The sequence below is a fragment of the Frigoribacterium sp. CF331 genome, assembly GCF_057787905.1.
Map to the genome: position 1 here is coordinate 2,076,368 of NZ_CM173545.1, position 16,087 is coordinate 2,092,454.

General features: G+C 72.9%; 15 protein-coding genes. 13 read left to right on the plus strand and 2 right to left on the minus strand.

The window, feature by feature from the left end:
• The first annotated feature begins 178 nt into the window (after positions 1 to 178).
• The 9 genes from AC3CCI_RS09650 (at position 179) to AC3CCI_RS09690 (ending at position 10,407) form a co-directional block, all read left to right on the plus strand.
• Positions 179 to 721, plus strand: coding sequence for a PadR family transcriptional regulator (locus AC3CCI_RS09650; RefSeq protein WP_488627019.1), 543 nt, complete (start codon positions 179 to 181; stop codon positions 719 to 721).
• A gap of 5 nt (positions 722 to 726) precedes the next feature.
• The gene (locus AC3CCI_RS09655) at positions 727 to 2,439 is read left to right on the plus strand and encodes an ABC1 kinase family protein (protein WP_488627020.1); all 1,713 of its coding nucleotides are present in this window, start codon (positions 727 to 729) and stop codon (positions 2,437 to 2,439) included.
• Between the two features lie 182 nt (positions 2,440 to 2,621).
• Complete coding sequence (locus AC3CCI_RS09660; protein ID WP_488627021.1) at positions 2,622 to 3,227, plus strand: hypothetical protein; 606 nt, start codon at positions 2,622 to 2,624, stop codon at positions 3,225 to 3,227.
• Positions 3,228 to 3,271: 44 nt separating this feature from the next.
• A complete protein-coding gene (locus AC3CCI_RS09665) occupies positions 3,272 to 4,672 on the plus strand; it encodes a LamG-like jellyroll fold domain-containing protein (RefSeq protein WP_488627022.1) in 1,401 nt (466 codons plus the stop codon).
• A 64-nt stretch (positions 4,673 to 4,736) separates the two neighbouring features.
• Complete coding sequence (locus AC3CCI_RS09670; RefSeq protein ID WP_488627023.1) at positions 4,737 to 5,438, plus strand: TetR/AcrR family transcriptional regulator; 702 nt, start codon at positions 4,737 to 4,739, stop codon at positions 5,436 to 5,438.
• A gap of 186 nt (positions 5,439 to 5,624) precedes the next feature.
• Positions 5,625 to 6,677 carry a hypothetical protein gene (locus AC3CCI_RS09675; RefSeq protein ID WP_488627024.1) on the plus strand — a complete coding sequence of 351 codons (1,053 nt, stop codon included), beginning with the start codon at positions 5,625 to 5,627 and terminating at the stop codon, positions 6,675 to 6,677.
• 98 nt (positions 6,678 to 6,775) lie between these two features.
• Complete coding sequence (locus AC3CCI_RS09680; RefSeq protein WP_488627025.1) at positions 6,776 to 8,653, plus strand: chaplin family protein; 1,878 nt, start codon at positions 6,776 to 6,778, stop codon at positions 8,651 to 8,653.
• 209 nt (positions 8,654 to 8,862) lie between these two features.
• Positions 8,863 to 9,609 (plus strand): NADPH-dependent F420 reductase, encoded by a 747-nt coding sequence (locus AC3CCI_RS09685; RefSeq protein ID WP_354594544.1) that lies wholly within the window; start codon positions 8,863 to 8,865, stop codon positions 9,607 to 9,609.
• An 84-nt stretch (positions 9,610 to 9,693) separates the two neighbouring features.
• The gene (locus AC3CCI_RS09690) at positions 9,694 to 10,407 is read left to right on the plus strand and encodes a hypothetical protein (RefSeq protein ID WP_488627026.1); all 714 of its coding nucleotides are present in this window, start codon (positions 9,694 to 9,696) and stop codon (positions 10,405 to 10,407) included.
• A gap of 283 nt (positions 10,408 to 10,690) precedes the next feature.
• Here AC3CCI_RS09690 and AC3CCI_RS09695 read toward each other — a convergent pair whose 3' ends face one another.
• The gene (locus AC3CCI_RS09695) at positions 10,691 to 11,989 is read right to left on the minus strand and encodes an NAD(P)/FAD-dependent oxidoreductase (protein ID WP_354594542.1); all 1,299 of its coding nucleotides are present in this window, start codon (positions 11,987 to 11,989) and stop codon (positions 10,691 to 10,693) included.
• Between the two features lie 314 nt (positions 11,990 to 12,303).
• Here AC3CCI_RS09695 and AC3CCI_RS09700 point away from each other — a divergent pair, with 314 nt between their 5' ends.
• Both AC3CCI_RS09700 and AC3CCI_RS09705 read left to right on the plus strand, forming a co-directional pair.
• Entirely contained in the window at positions 12,304 to 12,768 is a 465-nt protein-coding gene (locus AC3CCI_RS09700; RefSeq protein WP_488627027.1) for a MarR family winged helix-turn-helix transcriptional regulator, read from the plus strand.
• Between the two features lie 74 nt (positions 12,769 to 12,842).
• Entirely contained in the window at positions 12,843 to 13,112 is a 270-nt protein-coding gene (locus tag AC3CCI_RS09705) for a hypothetical protein (protein WP_488627028.1), read from the plus strand.
• Between the two features lie 9 nt (positions 13,113 to 13,121).
• On the opposite strand, the gene AC3CCI_RS09710 is transcribed toward AC3CCI_RS09705, so the two are convergent.
• The gene (locus tag AC3CCI_RS09710; RefSeq protein WP_056261424.1) at positions 13,122 to 13,385 is read right to left on the minus strand and encodes a hypothetical protein; all 264 of its coding nucleotides are present in this window, start codon (positions 13,383 to 13,385) and stop codon (positions 13,122 to 13,124) included.
• 213 nt (positions 13,386 to 13,598) lie between these two features.
• Between AC3CCI_RS09710 and AC3CCI_RS09715 the strand changes: the two genes are divergently transcribed.
• Together AC3CCI_RS09715 and AC3CCI_RS09720 are read left to right on the plus strand one after the other, a co-directional pair.
• A complete protein-coding gene (locus AC3CCI_RS09715; RefSeq protein ID WP_488627029.1) occupies positions 13,599 to 14,288 on the plus strand; it encodes a TetR/AcrR family transcriptional regulator in 690 nt (229 codons plus the stop codon).
• Between the two features lie 7 nt (positions 14,289 to 14,295).
• Positions 14,296 to 16,053, plus strand: coding sequence for an MDR family MFS transporter (locus tag AC3CCI_RS09720; protein WP_488627030.1), 1,758 nt, complete (start codon positions 14,296 to 14,298; stop codon positions 16,051 to 16,053).
• The last annotated feature ends 34 nt before the right edge of the window (positions 16,054 to 16,087 follow it).

The following is a 16,087-nucleotide window of genomic DNA, read 5'->3' on the forward strand; positions in this document are numbered from 1 at the left end:
ACCGTCGTGTCCCGTCGCGAACCCCCCGTCCGAGGACGGGGCACCCCCAGAACAGGAGCGTTCGGAACCACGGCGGACGCGCCTCCCCTGTCTGGGTGTCAGCCCTGACCGTCGGGGCGCCGGGGTATATCGTCCGGGTGTCGTTCGACCCCGTTCCACCCTCGAGAAGGAGAACCCCATGAACAAGACGTCATCCGCCGGCACCTTCGGCACGGGCACCGGCCTCGACGGCATGTGGCAGGCCATGGAGCAGCTGCGGTCGACCTTCGACCGCCGTGAGGGCACCCGCGCGCCGCGGGGCGAGGTGCGCGCCGCGATCCTCGCGCTGCTGGCCGAACGGCCCATGCACGGCTACCAGATCATCCGCGAGATCGAGGACCGCAGCGGCGGCGACTGGAAGCCCAGCGCCGGCTCCGTCTACCCGACCCTGCAGCTGCTCATCGACGAGGGCCTCGTCACCGCCGAGGAGACCGACGGTCGCAAGGTGCACTCGCTCACCGAGGCCGGCCGTGCCGTCGCCGGAGCCGACGACTCCAGGCCGTTCGGTGCCGCCGGACCGTCGTCGAGCGACCGGTACACGGCGCTGCCCAAGGCCGGCGTCGACCTCGCCCGCGCCACGGCGCAGGTCGGACGCTCGGGTTCGCCCGAGCAGGTGGACGAGGCCGTGGCGGTGCTGGACGACGCCCGGCGTCGCATCTACTCGATCCTCGCCCGAGACTGACGCGGGTGTCGTCCGCCGGACACGATCCGTCCCGTCCCGCGTTCCAGGACGCCGCGGGTCGCGCCCGATACCGCCGCATCCTCCGCTTCGCCTCGCGCCACCTGGCCGTCACCTGGTGGTTCGAGCTCGTGCTGCCGCGCTTCGGCCTGAGGCGGGTGGCCGAACGCACCAGGGCGCGGCGCATGCGCCGCTTCGCACGGGGGTTCCACACCCTCGCCCTCGACCTCGGCGGTCTGATGATCAAGGTCGGCCAGTACCTGTCGTCGCGCCTCGACGTGCTGCCGCCCGAGATCACGAAAGAGCTCGAGGGCCTGCAGGACGAGGTCACGCCCGTGCCGTTCGAGGGCATCAGGGCGCTCGCCGAGGCCGAGCTCGGTCGACCCCTCGAGCGGGTCTTCACCTCGGTGGCCCCGTCGCCCATCGCCGCGGCCTCGCTCGGTCAGGCGCACCGGGCGACGCTCGGCCCGGCCGACTCGGCCGACACCGGACTGGACGCCGTCGTGCTCAAGGTCCAGCGGCCCGGCATCGACGCGATCGTCGACGTCGACCTCGCGGCCCTGCGTCGCGTGGGCGGCTGGCTCAGCCACGTCCGGCTCGTGTCCGACCGGGTCGACGCCCCCGCGCTCGTCGAGGAGTTCGCCCGCACCAGCCTGGAGGAGATCGACTACCTCAACGAGGCGGCCAACTCGGCCCGCTTCGCGGCCGACTTCGCCGGTGACGACCGGGTCAGCGTGCCCGAGGTCGTCTGGGAGCGCACGACGCGGCGGGTGCTCGTGCTCGACGACGTCTCGGCGATCAAGATCACCGACGTCGAGGCGCTGGCCGCGGCGGGCATCGACCCGGCCGACGTCGCGCCGGTCTTCGCCGAGGTGATGTTCGACCAGCTCTTCACCCACGGGTTCTTCCACGCCGACCCGCACCCCGGCAACATCTTCGTGACCCCTGTGCCCGACGCGGTGGACGGGGCGCGACCGTGGAAGCTCACCTTCATCGACTTCGGCATGATGGGCGAGGTGCCCACGGGCACCCGCAACGGGCTCCGCAAGCTGCTCATCGCCGCGGCGTCGCGCGACGGCTCGGGCATGGTCGCCGCGATGCGCGATCTCGGCGTCCTGCTGCCGAACGCCGACACCGTCGGGCTCGAACGGGCCGTGAGCGCGACCTTCGCCCGGTTCGGCGGCATGGGCTTCGCCGAGCTGCGTCAGGTCGACCCCCGCGAGTACCGCGAGTTCGCCGGTCAGTTCGGCGACCTCATCCGATCGCTGCCGTTCCAGCTGCCCGAGGACTTCCTGCTCGTCCTGCGGGCGATGACGCTGACGTCGGGCGTCGCGAGCGCCCTCGACCCGAGCTTCAACCTCTGGGACTCGGTCGAGCCGTACGCGGCACAGCTGATCCGTGACGAGAGGGGCAACGCGGTGCAGGACGTCGCACGGCGCGCCCTCGACGCCGCGTCCGTCGCCGCCCGGTTGCCCGGCCGCCTGGACGGTCTCGTCGACCGACTGCAGGACGGGTCGCTCGAGGTGGGCAGCCCGCGCATCGAGCGGCAGCTCGGGCGCATCGAGCGGGTGGCGCGCCGCGTCGTCTCGGCCGTGCTCTTCGGGGCGCTGCTCGTCGCCGGGGCCGTGCTGCGCAGCGGCGACGACGTGCTCGGCACCGTGCTGATGGTCGCCTCGGCGGTGCCGTTGCTGCACGCCCTGCTGGCCGGCCGCGGGCGCTGACGGCGCGGCTCGGGGCCCGAACGGGGTACAGGGGGTTCCCCCTCACTGGGGACACCGGGACCCTTACCGACGTGACGATTCGTCGGTACTTTCGCATCATCGGCACCGTGCCGACTCGTCCGTGCCCCCTTCCGACCCGCACCACGGGGGCCCGACGCACCCCACCCGAAGGACTCCCCGACATGTCCCGATCGATCAGTCGCGCCCGCTGGACGCGCCGTGCCCGCTGGGCCGCCGTGCCCGTCGCCGTCATCGCCTCCGGAGCCATCATCTCGACGGCCTCGTACTCGGCCTTCTCCGCCACCACCTCGAACCCGACCAGCAACTGGTCGACCGGCACCGTGCAGCTCACGGACGACGACGCCGACGTGGCCCTGTTCTCGGCCTCGAACCTCGTGCCCGGCGACAGCGGCACGAAGTGCATCACGGTCACGTCGAAGGGCAGCGCGCCCTCGGCCGTCCGGCTCTACGGCACGTCGGCGACGACGACGAACTCGCTCTCGTCGTACCTCGACCTGACCATCCAGCAGGGCACCGGCGGTTCGAGCACCTCGTGCGACTCGTTCACCCCCGCCTCGCAGAACGCGCAGGTCTTCTCGGGCACGCTGGCCGACTTCGCGAGCCAGCGCACCGGCTACGCCGACGGCGCCCCCACGTGGTCGCCGGCCGGCACGACCGCCGAGTCGCGGTCGTTCAAGTTCTCGTACACGCTCAACCAGTCGACGCCGAACTCCGGTCAGGACTCCCGGGCCGCGATCGCGTTCACCTGGGAGGCCCAGACGCGCTGACCCGGTCGTCGACCCTCGTCGACCTCCGAGCCGGCCACGCCGCCATGACGACCGCCACCGCCGAAGAGCAGAGCCGGACCGCTCTGTCGTTCTGGGGTGCGCTGTGCCTGGCGACGACCGCGCGGGTCGTCCTCGCGACGGCCGTGTGCCTCCTGCTCTGGGCGGCCGTCCCGGCGCTCTGGGGCTGGTCGCCGACCACCGTCGTGTCGGGCTCGATGGCGCCCGCCATCGTCGCCGGCGACGTCGTCGTCGCGATGCCCGTCGCCACCGACGACCTCGACGCGGGCCAGGTGCTGCTCGTGGACGACCCCGACCGCGCCGGTGCGCTGCGCCTGCACCGCCTCGTCGACACCACCGACGACGGGCTGCGGTTGCGGGGTGACGCCAACGCCGACGTCGACTCGAGCCTGGTCCCGACCGAGGCGGTCCGCGGCGTGGGCGTGCTGCTCGTGCCGGCGATCGGCTCGGCGATGCTGTGGCAGGGCGGCGACCGCGTCCTGGGCGTGCTCGTCGTGTCGCTCGTCGTGCTGCTGTTGCTCGCCGCGACCCGGCTCGAGCCGACGACCGACGGCGTCGCCGACCCGCTCGCCCTCTCGCGTCACCGAGCGCGCACGCCCCCGACGGGGCGGACCCGCGTGGCGCGGGCCTCGGGCGCGGTGCTCACGGTGGTCGCCGGGGTGGCCGTGCTCTTCGCCGTGGTCGGGTCGAGCCACGCCGCCTTCTCGGCCACGACGTCGACGCGCGCGTCCCTCGCCACCTCACGCTTCGCCTGCCTCGACCGTCCGGTCGCCGCCCAGGCCCGGTTCGCGTACCAGTTCAACGACGGAGCCGGCACGACCGCCCGCGACGCCAGCGGCAACGGGCGCGCGGGGACGCTCACGCAGGGGGCCACGATCCGCGACGGCACCTGTGCGGCCGGCAACAGCCCCTTCGTGCGGCTCGACGGCGTGTCCGGTCAGATCACCACGGGGGAGAGCCTCGTCGGACCCCAGGTCTTCACCGTCGAGACGTGGTTCCGCACGACCACGACCACGGGCGGCAAGCTGATCAGCTTCGGCAACAGCCAGGCCGGGGCGTCGACCCAGTACGACCGCCACCTCTACCTGACCGACAAGGGCACCCTGATCTTCGGCGTCTACAACGCCGGCTACTTCTCGATCGAGAGCCCGCGGGCCTACACGGACGGCGCCTGGCACCTCGCCACGGTGACCCTGGGCCCGTCGGGCATGGTGCTCTACGTGGACGGCGCCAGCGTCGCCTCGTCGACCCAGTCCGCCGCCGAGAACTTCCGGGGCTACTGGCGAATCGGCTACGACGGGATGAACGGCGCCTGGCCGTCCATGCCGACGAGCAGGTACTACAAGGGCGACCTCGACGACACCACGGTCCTCGACGTGGCCTCGACGCCGGCCGAGGTCAGCGCCCGGTACTCGGCAGGCCGCTGACCGCGGCCCGGTGTGCCCCGGACTGGGCGTCGACCGCCGCGAGCGGAGTCCGTAACGTCGATCCGTGATCCACGAGACCCATCCCGAACCGGCCCGGACACCCGCCGGGTCGACGGCCCCCAGCACCCCCAGCACCCCCACCACCCCGTTCGGCGCCCCCTCGGCCGCCGTCGGGCGGCGCATCGCCATCGTCGAGGCGGCCATGCGCGTCTTCACCGACAACGCGTTCCACGAGGCCTCGTTCGAACTCGTCGCCGAGGCCGCCGGCCTCCCGGTCAAGACCGTCCGCGACGAGTTCACGCACTGGCACGGCCTCGTCCTCGCGACCGTCGACCTCTGGGTCGGCCGGCGCACCCGACCGTTGATGCCCCTCGCCCAGACGCACGGCACGATCGCCCTGCTCCGCGCCATCGTGGCCGCCAACGCCGCCGAACCCGCGCTCATGCGACTGCTCAGCGCCGTCGTCAACGTCGCGTCGACCCCGGGCCACCCGGCCGCCCCGTTGCTGCACGACCAGTGGCAGCAGTTCTACCGGTTGGTCCACGCCTCGCTGGCCCGCGACGTCGAACTCGGACGCGAGCCCGACACGATGCAGCCGTCGCGCGGTGCCGAGCAGCTGATCGCCCTCTACGAGGGGCTGCAGCTGCAGTCGATGGTCCGACGCGACATGGACGTCGTCGCGTCCTTCGACCGGGCGGTCACGCGCCTCCGCGCCGGTTGGGGTTCGGTCTACGTCCCCCCGGCCTGGGACCTCGAACTGGTCTGAGGCGCCCCGCGCGGTCCGGGCCGCCGGTGGGGATCGGGGTACATCTGAGGCGAACTCATGGACAACCCCGCCTCATCGGCGTAGAAAGAACCCCACATCGCGTCTTACCAGCGCGGTGAAGGGGTGAGACTCCCCGCCGCCGGGCCCGACCGACCCGGCTGGAGACGCGACCGAAGAAGGTGCGCCGTGGATCAGACGGCCGAGACGACGACGAGGCGACCCGCCCCGCTCCGTCTCGTGCGCCTCCTCGGCCTCTCGGGGCTCGCCGCGATCGGCTTGGTCGGTCTCGGGCTCGCCTTCTCGTCGACGTCGGCCTCGGCCGACGAGGCCCCCTCGTCGCTCCTCGGCGGCGTGACCTCGGCCGTCGGCCAGGTCGCCGGCTCGCTCGACGCCCCCGTGGCCGCCGTGGGCCAGACCGCAGGAGGCGCGGTGTCGCAGGTCACGGACGTCGCCGTCCAGGCCACCGCCGTCGCACCCCCGGTCCAGCAGGTCGTCCAGGCCGCCGCACCCGTGGTGCCCCAGGTCGTCCAGCACGTCGCGGCCGCCGCGCCCGTCTCGTCGGTCGTCGCGCCCGTCGCGCAAACCGTCGACCAGGTCGTCGCGGCCGTCCCCGTCGTCCCGGCCGTCGCCGGCCCGGCACCCGTCTCCACCGTGACCGACCCGCTGACCGGCGTCGTCGACGATGGCCTCGCCGCTGTCGGCGATTCGGCGGCGGCCCCGGCCACCCCGATCGTCCCGCCGGTCGTGCCCGGGGGCGTCACGCCCCGGCCGGGCGGCGACGTCCCTGCGGACGGCGCGCTCGCGGGGACGACCCCGGACGCCGTCGGCGTCGTCGGCTCCCTCGACGGCGATGCGGCAGCCGGCACGGCCGACGCGGCGGTCGTGGCCGACGCGTCGTCGTCCTCGGCGGTCGGTCCGACCGACGCTCTCTCGACGCTCCGCGACCGCATGGCCACGGCGTCGACCCCGGTCGACTCGACCACCGCGCCCCTGGCTCCCGCCCCCGGTCCGGCCCACTCGCCCGCCGGCGACGACCACGGCGCACCCGCCCTGCCCTCGGCCACCGGCGGCAGCGCGAACGGCCAGGCCTCGGGCGGCGGCGCGACCGGCGGTGCCGTCGCGGTCGACGCGACCCGCGCCTCCCAGCTTCCCGGACTCGCCGTCTCGACGGGGTCCGCGGACGGCGACGACGACCTCCCGTCGACGCCTGCGTACGACACCGACTCTTCTCCCGACTGAGGCCGGTCGCGTCGCCCCTGCAGCCCCCTGCTGCCGGCGACATCAGCGACCCCGCCGCGACCACGCGGCACCACACACCTCATCTCTTGGAGAACATCGTGAACAAGTACGTCTCGAGAGGGCTCATGGGAGCACTCTTCGTCGGGGGCATCTGGGCCCTCGGAACGACAGCCGCGAACGCGGCGACCACCACCGGCGACGACGGGCTGCTCTCGGGCACCCAGGTCGGCGCCGTCGTCGAGGCCCCGGTCTCGGCCCTCGGCAACGCCGTCAGCGTGCTCGGCGACTCGAGCAGCACGGCCGCCCCGGCCGCGGCGCCCGCCGCACCGGCACCGGCACCTGCGGCACCGGCGCCTGCCGCACCCGCACCCGCCGCTCCGGCGGCACCGGTCGCACCCGTCACGACGACGAGCGGCGACTCTGGCCTGCTCTCGGGCAGCCAGGGCATCGTCTCGGTCGACGTGCCCGTGACGGTCGGCGGCAACGCCGTCTCGGTGCTGGGCGACTCGGCCGGCACCGGCGCCGCGGCTCCGGCTGCCGCCCCTGCTGCGGCCCCTGCTGCGGCCCCGGCCGCGACCTCGGGTGACGACTCGGTCGGGTCGGGCTCGCAGGCCGTCGTCGGCGTGACCGTGCCGGTCACGGTCGGCGGCAACGCGATCTCGGTGCTGGGCGACTCGGCCAGCACCGGTGGCACGACCGGTGCTCCGGCAGGAGGCGCGGCGGACGACGCCACCGCCGGCGTCGGCACCACGAACGGTGACGACGGCATCCTCGGGGGCACGCAGGTCGTGCCGTCGGTGGGGCTGCCCGTGACCGTCGGAGGCAACGCCGTCTCGGTGGTCGGCGACAGCAGCAGCACGGACACGACGACGGCCCCCGCGGCCGGCACGGGTTCGGCCGGTGCCGGTTCGACCGGCAGCGGTTCGACCGGTGCCGTCACCAGCGGTGACGACTCGGTCGCGGGCGGCAGCCAGGTGATCCCCGACGTGACCGCTCCGGTCACCGTCGGCGGCAACGCCGTCTCGGTGGTCGGCGACTCGGCCAGCACGGGGACGACCACGGGTTCCGGTTCGACCGGCACCGGCACCGGCACCGGCACCACCGGTGGCACGACCTCGGGTGACGACGGCGTCCTCGGTGGCACGCAGGTCGTGCCCTCGGTCGGACTGCCCGTGACCGTCGGCGGCAACGCCGTCTCGGTGGTCGGCGACTCGGCCAGCACGGGGACGTCGACGGCTTCCGGCTCGACCGGCACCGGCACCGGCACCGGCACCACCGGTGGCACGACGTCGGGTGACGACGGCGTCCTCGGTGGCACGCAGGTCGTGCCCTCGGTCGGACTGCCCGTGACCGTGGGCGGCAACGCGGTCTCGGTGGTCGGCGACTCGGCCAGCACGGGGACGACCACGGGTTCCGGCTCGACCGGCACCGGCACCGGCACCACCGGTGGCACGACGTCGGGTGACGACGGCGTCCTCGGTGGCACGCAGGTCGTGCCCTCGGTCGGGCTGCCCGTGACCATCGGCGGCAACGCCGTCTCGGTGATCGGCGACAGCGACACCACCGGAGGGACGACCGGCACCACGCCGACCGACCCCGCCACGCCGACCGACCCGACCGACCCGACCGATCCGACGATCCCCGTCGACCCGGCCGAGCCCTTCGACCCGACCGACCCGGTCGACCCGACGACGCCCACCACCCCGGGTGACGACGGCACGACCACGCCGGGCACCGACGGCACCGAGGTCACGACCGGGACCACCGGCACCGCCGGCGTCGCGCTCGTGACGGTGGCCGCGACCGACCGCAGCGTCCTCGCCTCGGGGGCCCGCGCCTCCTCGGCCGTCGCGGCGGACTCGTCGCTCGCCTTCACGGGTGCCGACGCGACCGCCCCGCTCGTGGGCGGCCTGCTGGCGCTGCTCGCCGGGCTCGGCCTGCTCGTGGCGGCCCGCCGCCGCTCGGCCCGCGCCTGACGGCTCGCGCCTGACCCGCACCCGCGCCGCTCGCACCTGAGCGACGCTCCACACCGACGGTGCACCGCAGACCTGGTTCAGGGGCCTGCGGTGCATCGCCGTGCGCGCGGGCGTGCCGTCGAGGTGACGCCTCGGGGCGTTCACGGGCGCGCGGCCTCCCCGGCGGGTCACCTCGGAATCGACGGGCCGCCCGCTCGGTTGCACGACACATGACGTCTGCACCCACCATCGGCATCCTCGGCGCGGGCAAGGTCGGCACCGTCCTCGCCCGCCTGTTCCACGCCGCCGGCCACCCCGTCCTGCTCGCCGGCTCGGGCGACCCCGAGCGCATCCGGCTGATCGTCGACGTGATCGCGCCCGGTGCGCGGGCGGTCCGGTCGGCCGACGCCGCCCGTGACGCCGACGTCGTCGTGTTGGCGTTGCCGCTCGGCAAGCTCGACTCCGTGCCGGTCGAGGCCCTCGCGGGCAAGGTGGTCGTCGACGCCATGAACTACTGGTGGGAGACCGACGGCCTCCGCGACGACCTCTCGGACGTCCGCACCTCGACGAGCGAGCTCGTCCAGCGCCACCTGCCGGCGTCCCGCGTGGTCAAGGGCTTCAACCACATGGGTTACCACGACCTCGACGAGGGAGCCCTGCCGGCCGGCGACCCCGACCGCAGCGCCATCGCCCTCGCGTCGGACGACCGGGCGGCCCTCGACGTCGTCGCCGCGCTCGTCGACGCCGTCGGTTTCGACCCCGTCGCCCTGCCCACCCTGGCCGACGGCATCGCGCTCGAGCCGGGCTCGCTGGCGTTCGGCGCCGACGTCGGGGCGGCCGAGCTGATCGACACGGTGCGGGGCTTCTGGACCTCCCAGCGAGGCCTGACCGTCGCGCGGGCCCGCGGGTGGGCCGAACCCGTCGGGGGAGCCACCGAGCACCTCGCCGAGGACCCCTCCGAGGTACCCGCCGGGTGACGGGTCGAGGGCGTTCCAATCCGTTTCGGCCGTGGTCGCGAACCCTGTACATCCCCACCGGGACCAACGACAAGGAGCACCACCATGAACGCCTTCACCCGCAAGAACATCACCAAGACCACGCTGGGCCTGGTCGCCTCGGGCGCCCTCGTCTTCAGCCTCGCGGCGTGCTCGATGGACTCCGGTTCGTCGACCGACACCTCGTCGTCGTCCGCGTCGGCCTCGTCCGAGCCGTCCGCCGCGTCGACGCCCGCCGCGTCGATCGCCGACCTCAGCAAGGGCGTCGACACCCAGGTCGCCGTCGACGCGTCCTTCGTCTCGGCCCTGACCAGCCTGAGCCTCACCCCCGGCGTCGTGGGCTCGGCCACGTTCGACTCCACCACGGGCACCTTCGCGTTCCCGATCACGGGCGGCAACGTCGACTACTACGGGCCTGACAGCGACGTCCGCCCGTACGTCCAGGGCGAGATCGACCACGACGGCTCGGGCATCAGCCTCACCGCCGCCGACGGCACGGTCGTCGAGCTGACCGACTTCCGCATCGACCCGGGTGAGAGCAAGCTCTACGGCACCGTGACGGCCAACGGCCAGGTCGCCGCCGAGGACGCCTACCTGTTCAACCTCTGGGGTGGCACGCTGAAGCCCCTGCAGATGGACGGCACCAACGCCGTCCTCGAGGGCACCACCGTCCACATCAGCCCCGACGCCGCGGCCCTGCTGAACCAGACCTTCAAGACCGACGCGGTCCAGGACGAGATGCTCGTCGGCGTCGCGAAGATCACCGTCGCCACGGAGTAGCTCCGGACCTGATCCGGCCCGTGCCGGATCAGCCTCGAACCCCGTTTCGAACCATGAACCCCGTCCCTTCCGGGTTCATCGTTCGAAACGGGGTTCTTCGCGTTCGGTCTCGGACGGTCAGGAGGCGCGGGTCACCTCACGCGAGCCGCCGCCGACCCGGCAGGGCCGCCCACCCGACCCGGCAGGGCCGCCCACCGGACCCGGCAGGGCCGCCCACCCGACCCGGCAGGGCCGCCCACCGGACCCGGCAGGGCCGCCCACCCGACCCGGCAGGGCCGGCCTGCTACTCGACCTTCTCGGTCTGCCACTGCTCGGGGGCACGGTCGCCGTTGGGGCGGACCGGGCGCACGTCGCCCACGATGGGGATCGCGCGCTTGCGCAACGCCCAGAGGTACCGCACGAAGAAGTGCGTCAGGGTCGACAGGCGGTTGCCGTTGCCGAGCAGGCTCGTGATGTGGACGAAGACCCAGAGCAGCCAGGCGAGCGGGCCGGTCATGGTCATGCCGCTCGGCAGCTGCACGACGGCGGCGTTCGTGCCGACCGTGGCCATCGTGCCCTTGTCGTGGTACTTGAAGGGCGTCGGCTTCTTGCCCGCGAGCATCCGGACGATCTGCTCGCCGATGTGCTCGCCGCCCTGGATCGCGGGCTGGGCAAGCTGCGCGAGGGCGTCGTCGGTGGCGGCGATGTCGCCGGCCGCGAAGATGCGGTCCAGGCCCTTGACCGTGAGGTCGTCGTTGACCTGGATGCGCCCGCCGTGGGTCTGCGGCACGCCCCAGCCGGCCACCTCGGCGTGGGCGGCGACGCCGGTAGCCCAGACGACCAGCTCGGCGGGGACGAACTCGCCGTCCGCCGTGACGACGCCGTCGGGGCGGACCTCTTCGACGCCCGTGTCGAGGCGGAGGTCGACGCCGCGCTTGCGCAGGACCTTGGCCGCGTACTTGCGCAGGCGCGGCGAGAACGGCTTGAGCAGCTCGCCGCTGCGGTGCACGAGGGTGATCGTGATGCTCGACGCGTCGATCTCGGGGTAGGCGTCCTTGAGGGCCTGGTCGCGCAGCTCGGCCAGGGCGCCGGCCATCTCGACGCCGGTCGCGCCACCGCCGACGATGACCACCCGCACCTCGCCGCTGCCCTGCGAGGCCGCGGCGTTCTCGAGCTGCGTGAACAGCTCGTCACGGATGCGCAGCGCCTGCGACCGCGAGTACATCGAGTAGGCGTACTCGTAGGCGCCCTTCGTGCCGAAGTAGCTGGTGTTCACGCCGTTGGCCAGCACGAGGGCGTCGTAGGCGATCTCCTCGCCGTCACGCAGGGTGATGATGCGGTCGTCGGCGCGCACCGTCGTGAGCAGCCCGTGGCGGAACTCGGCGTTCGACTGCTTCGAGCGCAGGCTCCGCAGGAAGTAGGTGACGTCGCCGGCGTTGAGGCCGCCGGTCGCCACCTGGTACATGAGCGGCTGGAACATGTTGTAGACGTGACGGTCGATCAGGGTGATGCGGACGTCCGCGTCGCGCAGGGACTTCATCGCCGCGATGCCGGCGAAGCCGCCGCCGACGATGACGACGTGGGGGCGGGTGTCTGCGGTCATGGGGGTGCTCCTGCGGTGTCGATCGTGTCGTCGGATCGTCGTCGACCCCGGTTGGCCGGACCCTGGCGGCGAGTCCGCGGCGAGTTTACTCGCCTCGTGGGCCCGCTCGTACCCCCGGTGCGAGGTCCCCGGGCACGGCCTCGGGCGGGGTCCGCCGAGACGGGTCCCGACCCGTCCGGGGGTCTTGTCGCCCGCCCGAGCAGATGTTACGTTCATCGAACTACTCGCTGGTCGAGTTGCTCGTCAGCAAAGCGACATGTGTCGTCCACACGAGCGGACCCGATCGCGGTGGCACCCGAACCCCCGGAGACCCCATGACCCCCTCACCCACGGCCTCGACGCACGTCGAGCCCCAGACCGGCGACATCGCCGCCGTGCTGATCGCGCTCCAGCACCTGCAGACCCAGATCGCGTTCGCCAACGACCAGCTCGCCAAGCGCATCGGCGTCGGGTCGACCGACTTCCTCGCCCTCGTGCACCTGTCGGTGCAGGGCGACACCCCGCCCAAGAAGGTGGGCGAGGCGCTCGGGCTCTCGTCGGGGGCGATGACGGCCCTCGCCGACCGCCTCGAGTCCGCCGGACTCGTGAACCGGTCGCAGCACCCCACCGACCGGCGCAGCTTCGTCCTCGCCCTGACCGCCGACGGTGAGGCGGGCGTCAACGACGCCGGCGCCCTCTACGGCCGGGCCGTCGAGGAGGCGCTGCCCGCCTCGCGCCGGTCCGTCGCCGAAGCGGTCTTCCGCGACCTGGGCACCGCCCTCGGGTCGCTCGTCGCCTGACGGACGCCCCCGCGCCTCCTCGTCCGGGCGGACCGGCCGGGACCGGTGGGCCCGCGACCCGATAAGGTCGGCTCGTGAGACTCTCGGTGACCTGGACGGCAGGCGACGCGCAGCACGGCATGCAGGTGCACGACGACCGTCTCGTCTACGTCCTGCGTGACACCGCCGGCCGGCCGAGCACGCACGAGATCACGGCCGAATCCCTCGCCACGGTCGACTACGCCTCGGGTGCCGACCAGCCCGTCATCACGCTGGCCGAGCACGACGGCACGCGGACGTCGTTCCCGTGCCCGCGCAAGATCGCCCGCGTGCTCTACCCCGCGATCAAGTGGATGACGGTCTGACCCGACGCGCTACGAGGTGCGCTCGAGGTCGGTGACGTGGGCGCGCCTGCGGATCGCGACCTCGCGCCTCCTGGCCTTCACCGCACCGCGGAACCCGACCTCGGCGACGATCGCGCCCGCGATCATCAGCGAGAAGCCGGCGAGACCGGCGGGCAGGCCGAACATGGTCGGGGCGTCCCAGTCGAAGGTGAACGCCAGCACGGCCAGGCCGATCGCCACGAGGGCGAAACCGGCGACCGACAGGCAGACGCGGCGGGCTCTCGGTGCACTCATCGGGCCAGCGTAGGCAACGGGTGCCGCCGATCGACGGCGTTCCCAGCGGACGCTGACCGTTCTGCCGCGTGACCCCCAGGCAGGCTCGGCACCCGGCAGGTTCACAGGGAGCAGGATTGCACTCCTGGCCTCGGAGTGCAATCATCGATCTCGGCCAGCAGGCCCCGGCGACGTCGCCGACCACGAACCGCGACGAGACCGAGGAGGCGCGCGATGGCCCTCGCCACCGGCAAGACCGCCCAGCGTCGGCAGCGCACCCGGTTCGAGCTGACCGCCGCCGCGAGGCGGCTCACCGCCGAGCACGGGCTCTCGGGGTTCACCCTCGAAGAGCTCTGCGCCTCGGTGGGCATCTCGCGTCGCACCTTCTTCAACCACTTCGCCTCGAAGGAGGACGTCGTCGTCGGCGTCGCGCTCGACGACGACGACGAGGCACTCGACGGGTACGCGTCCTCGCGACGCGACCCGCGCCTCCCGGTCCTCTCGACGGTCTTCGACGACCTGGGCGCCCTGGTCGTCGAACGGGTCGAGAACGTCGGCCTGACCCGCGGGCAGGCCGCCGACTTCAAGGCCGCCCTCGACCGCGAACCCCGACTGTTCGGGGCCATGATGCGGCAGGGCGACGAGCAGCGGCGGCGCATCGTGGCGGCCGTCGCCTCGCACGAGGGGCTGGACGAGGGCGACCCCCGCATCGACGTCGCGGTGACCCTGCTCACGGGCCTCGTCCAGCGCGCCTTCGAACGGTTCTTCTCCGCCGAGGGGCGGGCCGACGAGCGCTTCGACGCCGTCCTCGACGCCCAACTCGCCATCGCCCGCGGGCTCTTCGCGGCGTCGACCCCTTCCGCGTCGCCGACCCAGGCACCCTCACCGACCCTCCCTGCCGACCACGACCGAAAGGCGCTGTGACCCAGCCATGACGACCACCACCGCCGCGAAGGCCGACGCGCCCTTCCTCCTGACGAAGAGACGCATCTGGATCATCTTCGGCGCCTTGATCTCGGGCATGCTGCTCTCGAGCCTCGACCAGACGATCGTGTCGACGGCCATGCCGACCATCGTCGGCGAGCTCGGCGGCGTCGAGCACCAGGCCTGGATCACCACGGCCTACCTGCTGGCCACCACGATCGTCATGCCGATCTACGGCAAGTTCGGCGACGTGCTGGGGCGCCGCTCGCTCTTCCTCGTCGCGATCGCGATCTTCACCCTGGCCAGCATCGGGTGCGCCTTCGCGACCGACTTCTGGGCGTTCGTGGTCTTCCGCGCGATCCAGGGTCTCGGCGGCGGCGGCCTGATGATCCTGTCGCAGGCGATCATCGCCGACATCGTGCCCGCCTCCGAGCGCGGCAAGTACCTCGGCCCCCTCGGCGCGGTCTTCGGCCTCTCGGCGATCGGCGGACCCCTGCTCGGCGGCTTCTTCGTCGACCACCTGACCTGGCAGTGGGCGTTCTACATCAACATCCCGGTCGGCATCGTGGCGTTCGCCATCACCTGGGCCGCCCTGACGCTGCCGAGCAAGAAGGCCACGAAGCGCATCGACGTGCTCGGGGTCGTGCTGCTGTCGGCCGCGACCACCTGCCTGATCTTCTTCACCGAGTTCGGCGGCCAGGACGAGCACGGCTGGGGTGCCCCCGAGACCTGGCTCTGGGGTGCCGGCGTCGTGGTCGCCGCGTCGCTCTTCGTGCTCGTCGAGTCGCGCGCCGACGACCCGATCATCCCGCTGTCGTTCTTCCGCAACAAGGTGTTCGTCCTCGCCACGGCCGTCGGCTTCGTGCTGGGCATCGGCATGTTCTCGGCCATCGCGTTCGTCCCGACGTTCCTCCAGATGTCGTCGGGCGCCTCGGCCGCGGTCTCGGGCCTGCTGCTGCTGCCGATGATGGTCGGCCTGATCGGCACGTCGATCGTGTCGGGCAACCTGATCACCAAGACCGGTCGCTACAAGGTGTTCCCCGTCGTCGGCACCGTCCTCACGGGCATCGCCATGGCGCTGTTCACGACGTTGACGGCCGACACACCGCTCTGGCTGATCTGCGTCTTCCTCTTCCTGTTCGGCGCCGGCCTCGGCCTCATCATGCAGGTCGTGGTGCTCGTCGTGCAGAACTCGGTGGACGCGCAGAACGTCGGCACGGCGACCAGCACGAACAACTACTTCCGCGAGGTCGGTGCCGCGCTCGGCGTCGCCATCTTCGGCGCGTTGTTCACGAGTCGGCTCACCTCGAACCTCACGGACGTCTTCACCGGTGCCGGGGCCTCGGCCGACGACGCCTCGCAGGCCACGGCGACCCTGGACCCGGCCACGCTGAACCAGCTGCCCGAGCAGGTCCGTCGCCTGGTCGTCGAGGCCTACGCCGACTCGCTCGCGCCGGTCTTCGCCTACCTGATCCCGTTCATCGCGGTGGCGTTCGTGCTCTCGCTCTTCCTGCCCCAGATCGAGCTGTCGGACGTGGCGGGCATGGTGTCGCGCGGCGAGGCGCTCTCGGGCGACGAGGCCGAGCAGCTCGAGGCCGCCGCGCGGGCCGCACACGGTCGTGGCGAGGGGCGTGCCGGGAGGCGCGGTGCCGGGACGGCGTCGGAGGCCGCGACCGCCGGTGCGGTGGCGACGGGGGCTCCCGTCGCGCCGCTCGACGGCGTCGACGCGCGAGACGACGGCCGGGAGGATGCCGACCGGCCGTAGCCGACCGGATCAAGACACCGTCGAATGGACGGCG

Excerpts from the sequence above, each read along its gene's own strand:
- AC3CCI_RS09690 (WP_488627026.1), top strand. The coding sequence starts at position 9,694 with ATGAACGCCTTCACCCGCAAGAACATCACCAAGACCACGCTGGGCCTG.
- AC3CCI_RS09695 (WP_354594542.1), bottom strand. The coding sequence starts at position 11,989 with ATGACCGCAGACACCCGCCCCCACGTCGTCATCGTCGGCGGCGGCTTC.
- AC3CCI_RS09665 (WP_488627022.1), top strand. The coding sequence starts at position 3,272 with ATGACGACCGCCACCGCCGAAGAGCAGAGCCGGACCGCTCTGTCGTTC.
- AC3CCI_RS09685 (WP_354594544.1), top strand. The coding sequence starts at position 8,863 with ATGACGTCTGCACCCACCATCGGCATCCTCGGCGCGGGCAAGGTCGGC.
- AC3CCI_RS09710 (WP_056261424.1), bottom strand. The coding sequence starts at position 13,385 with ATGAGTGCACCGAGAGCCCGCCGCGTCTGCCTGTCGGTCGCCGGTTTC.
- AC3CCI_RS09660 (WP_488627021.1), top strand. The coding sequence starts at position 2,622 with ATGTCCCGATCGATCAGTCGCGCCCGCTGGACGCGCCGTGCCCGCTGG.
- AC3CCI_RS09720 (WP_488627030.1), top strand. The coding sequence starts at position 14,296 with ATGACGACCACCACCGCCGCGAAGGCCGACGCGCCCTTCCTCCTGACG.
- AC3CCI_RS09715 (WP_488627029.1), top strand. The coding sequence starts at position 13,599 with ATGGCCCTCGCCACCGGCAAGACCGCCCAGCGTCGGCAGCGCACCCGG.
- AC3CCI_RS09650 (WP_488627019.1), top strand. The coding sequence starts at position 179 with ATGAACAAGACGTCATCCGCCGGCACCTTCGGCACGGGCACCGGCCTC.
- AC3CCI_RS09700 (WP_488627027.1), top strand. The coding sequence starts at position 12,304 with ATGACCCCCTCACCCACGGCCTCGACGCACGTCGAGCCCCAGACCGGC.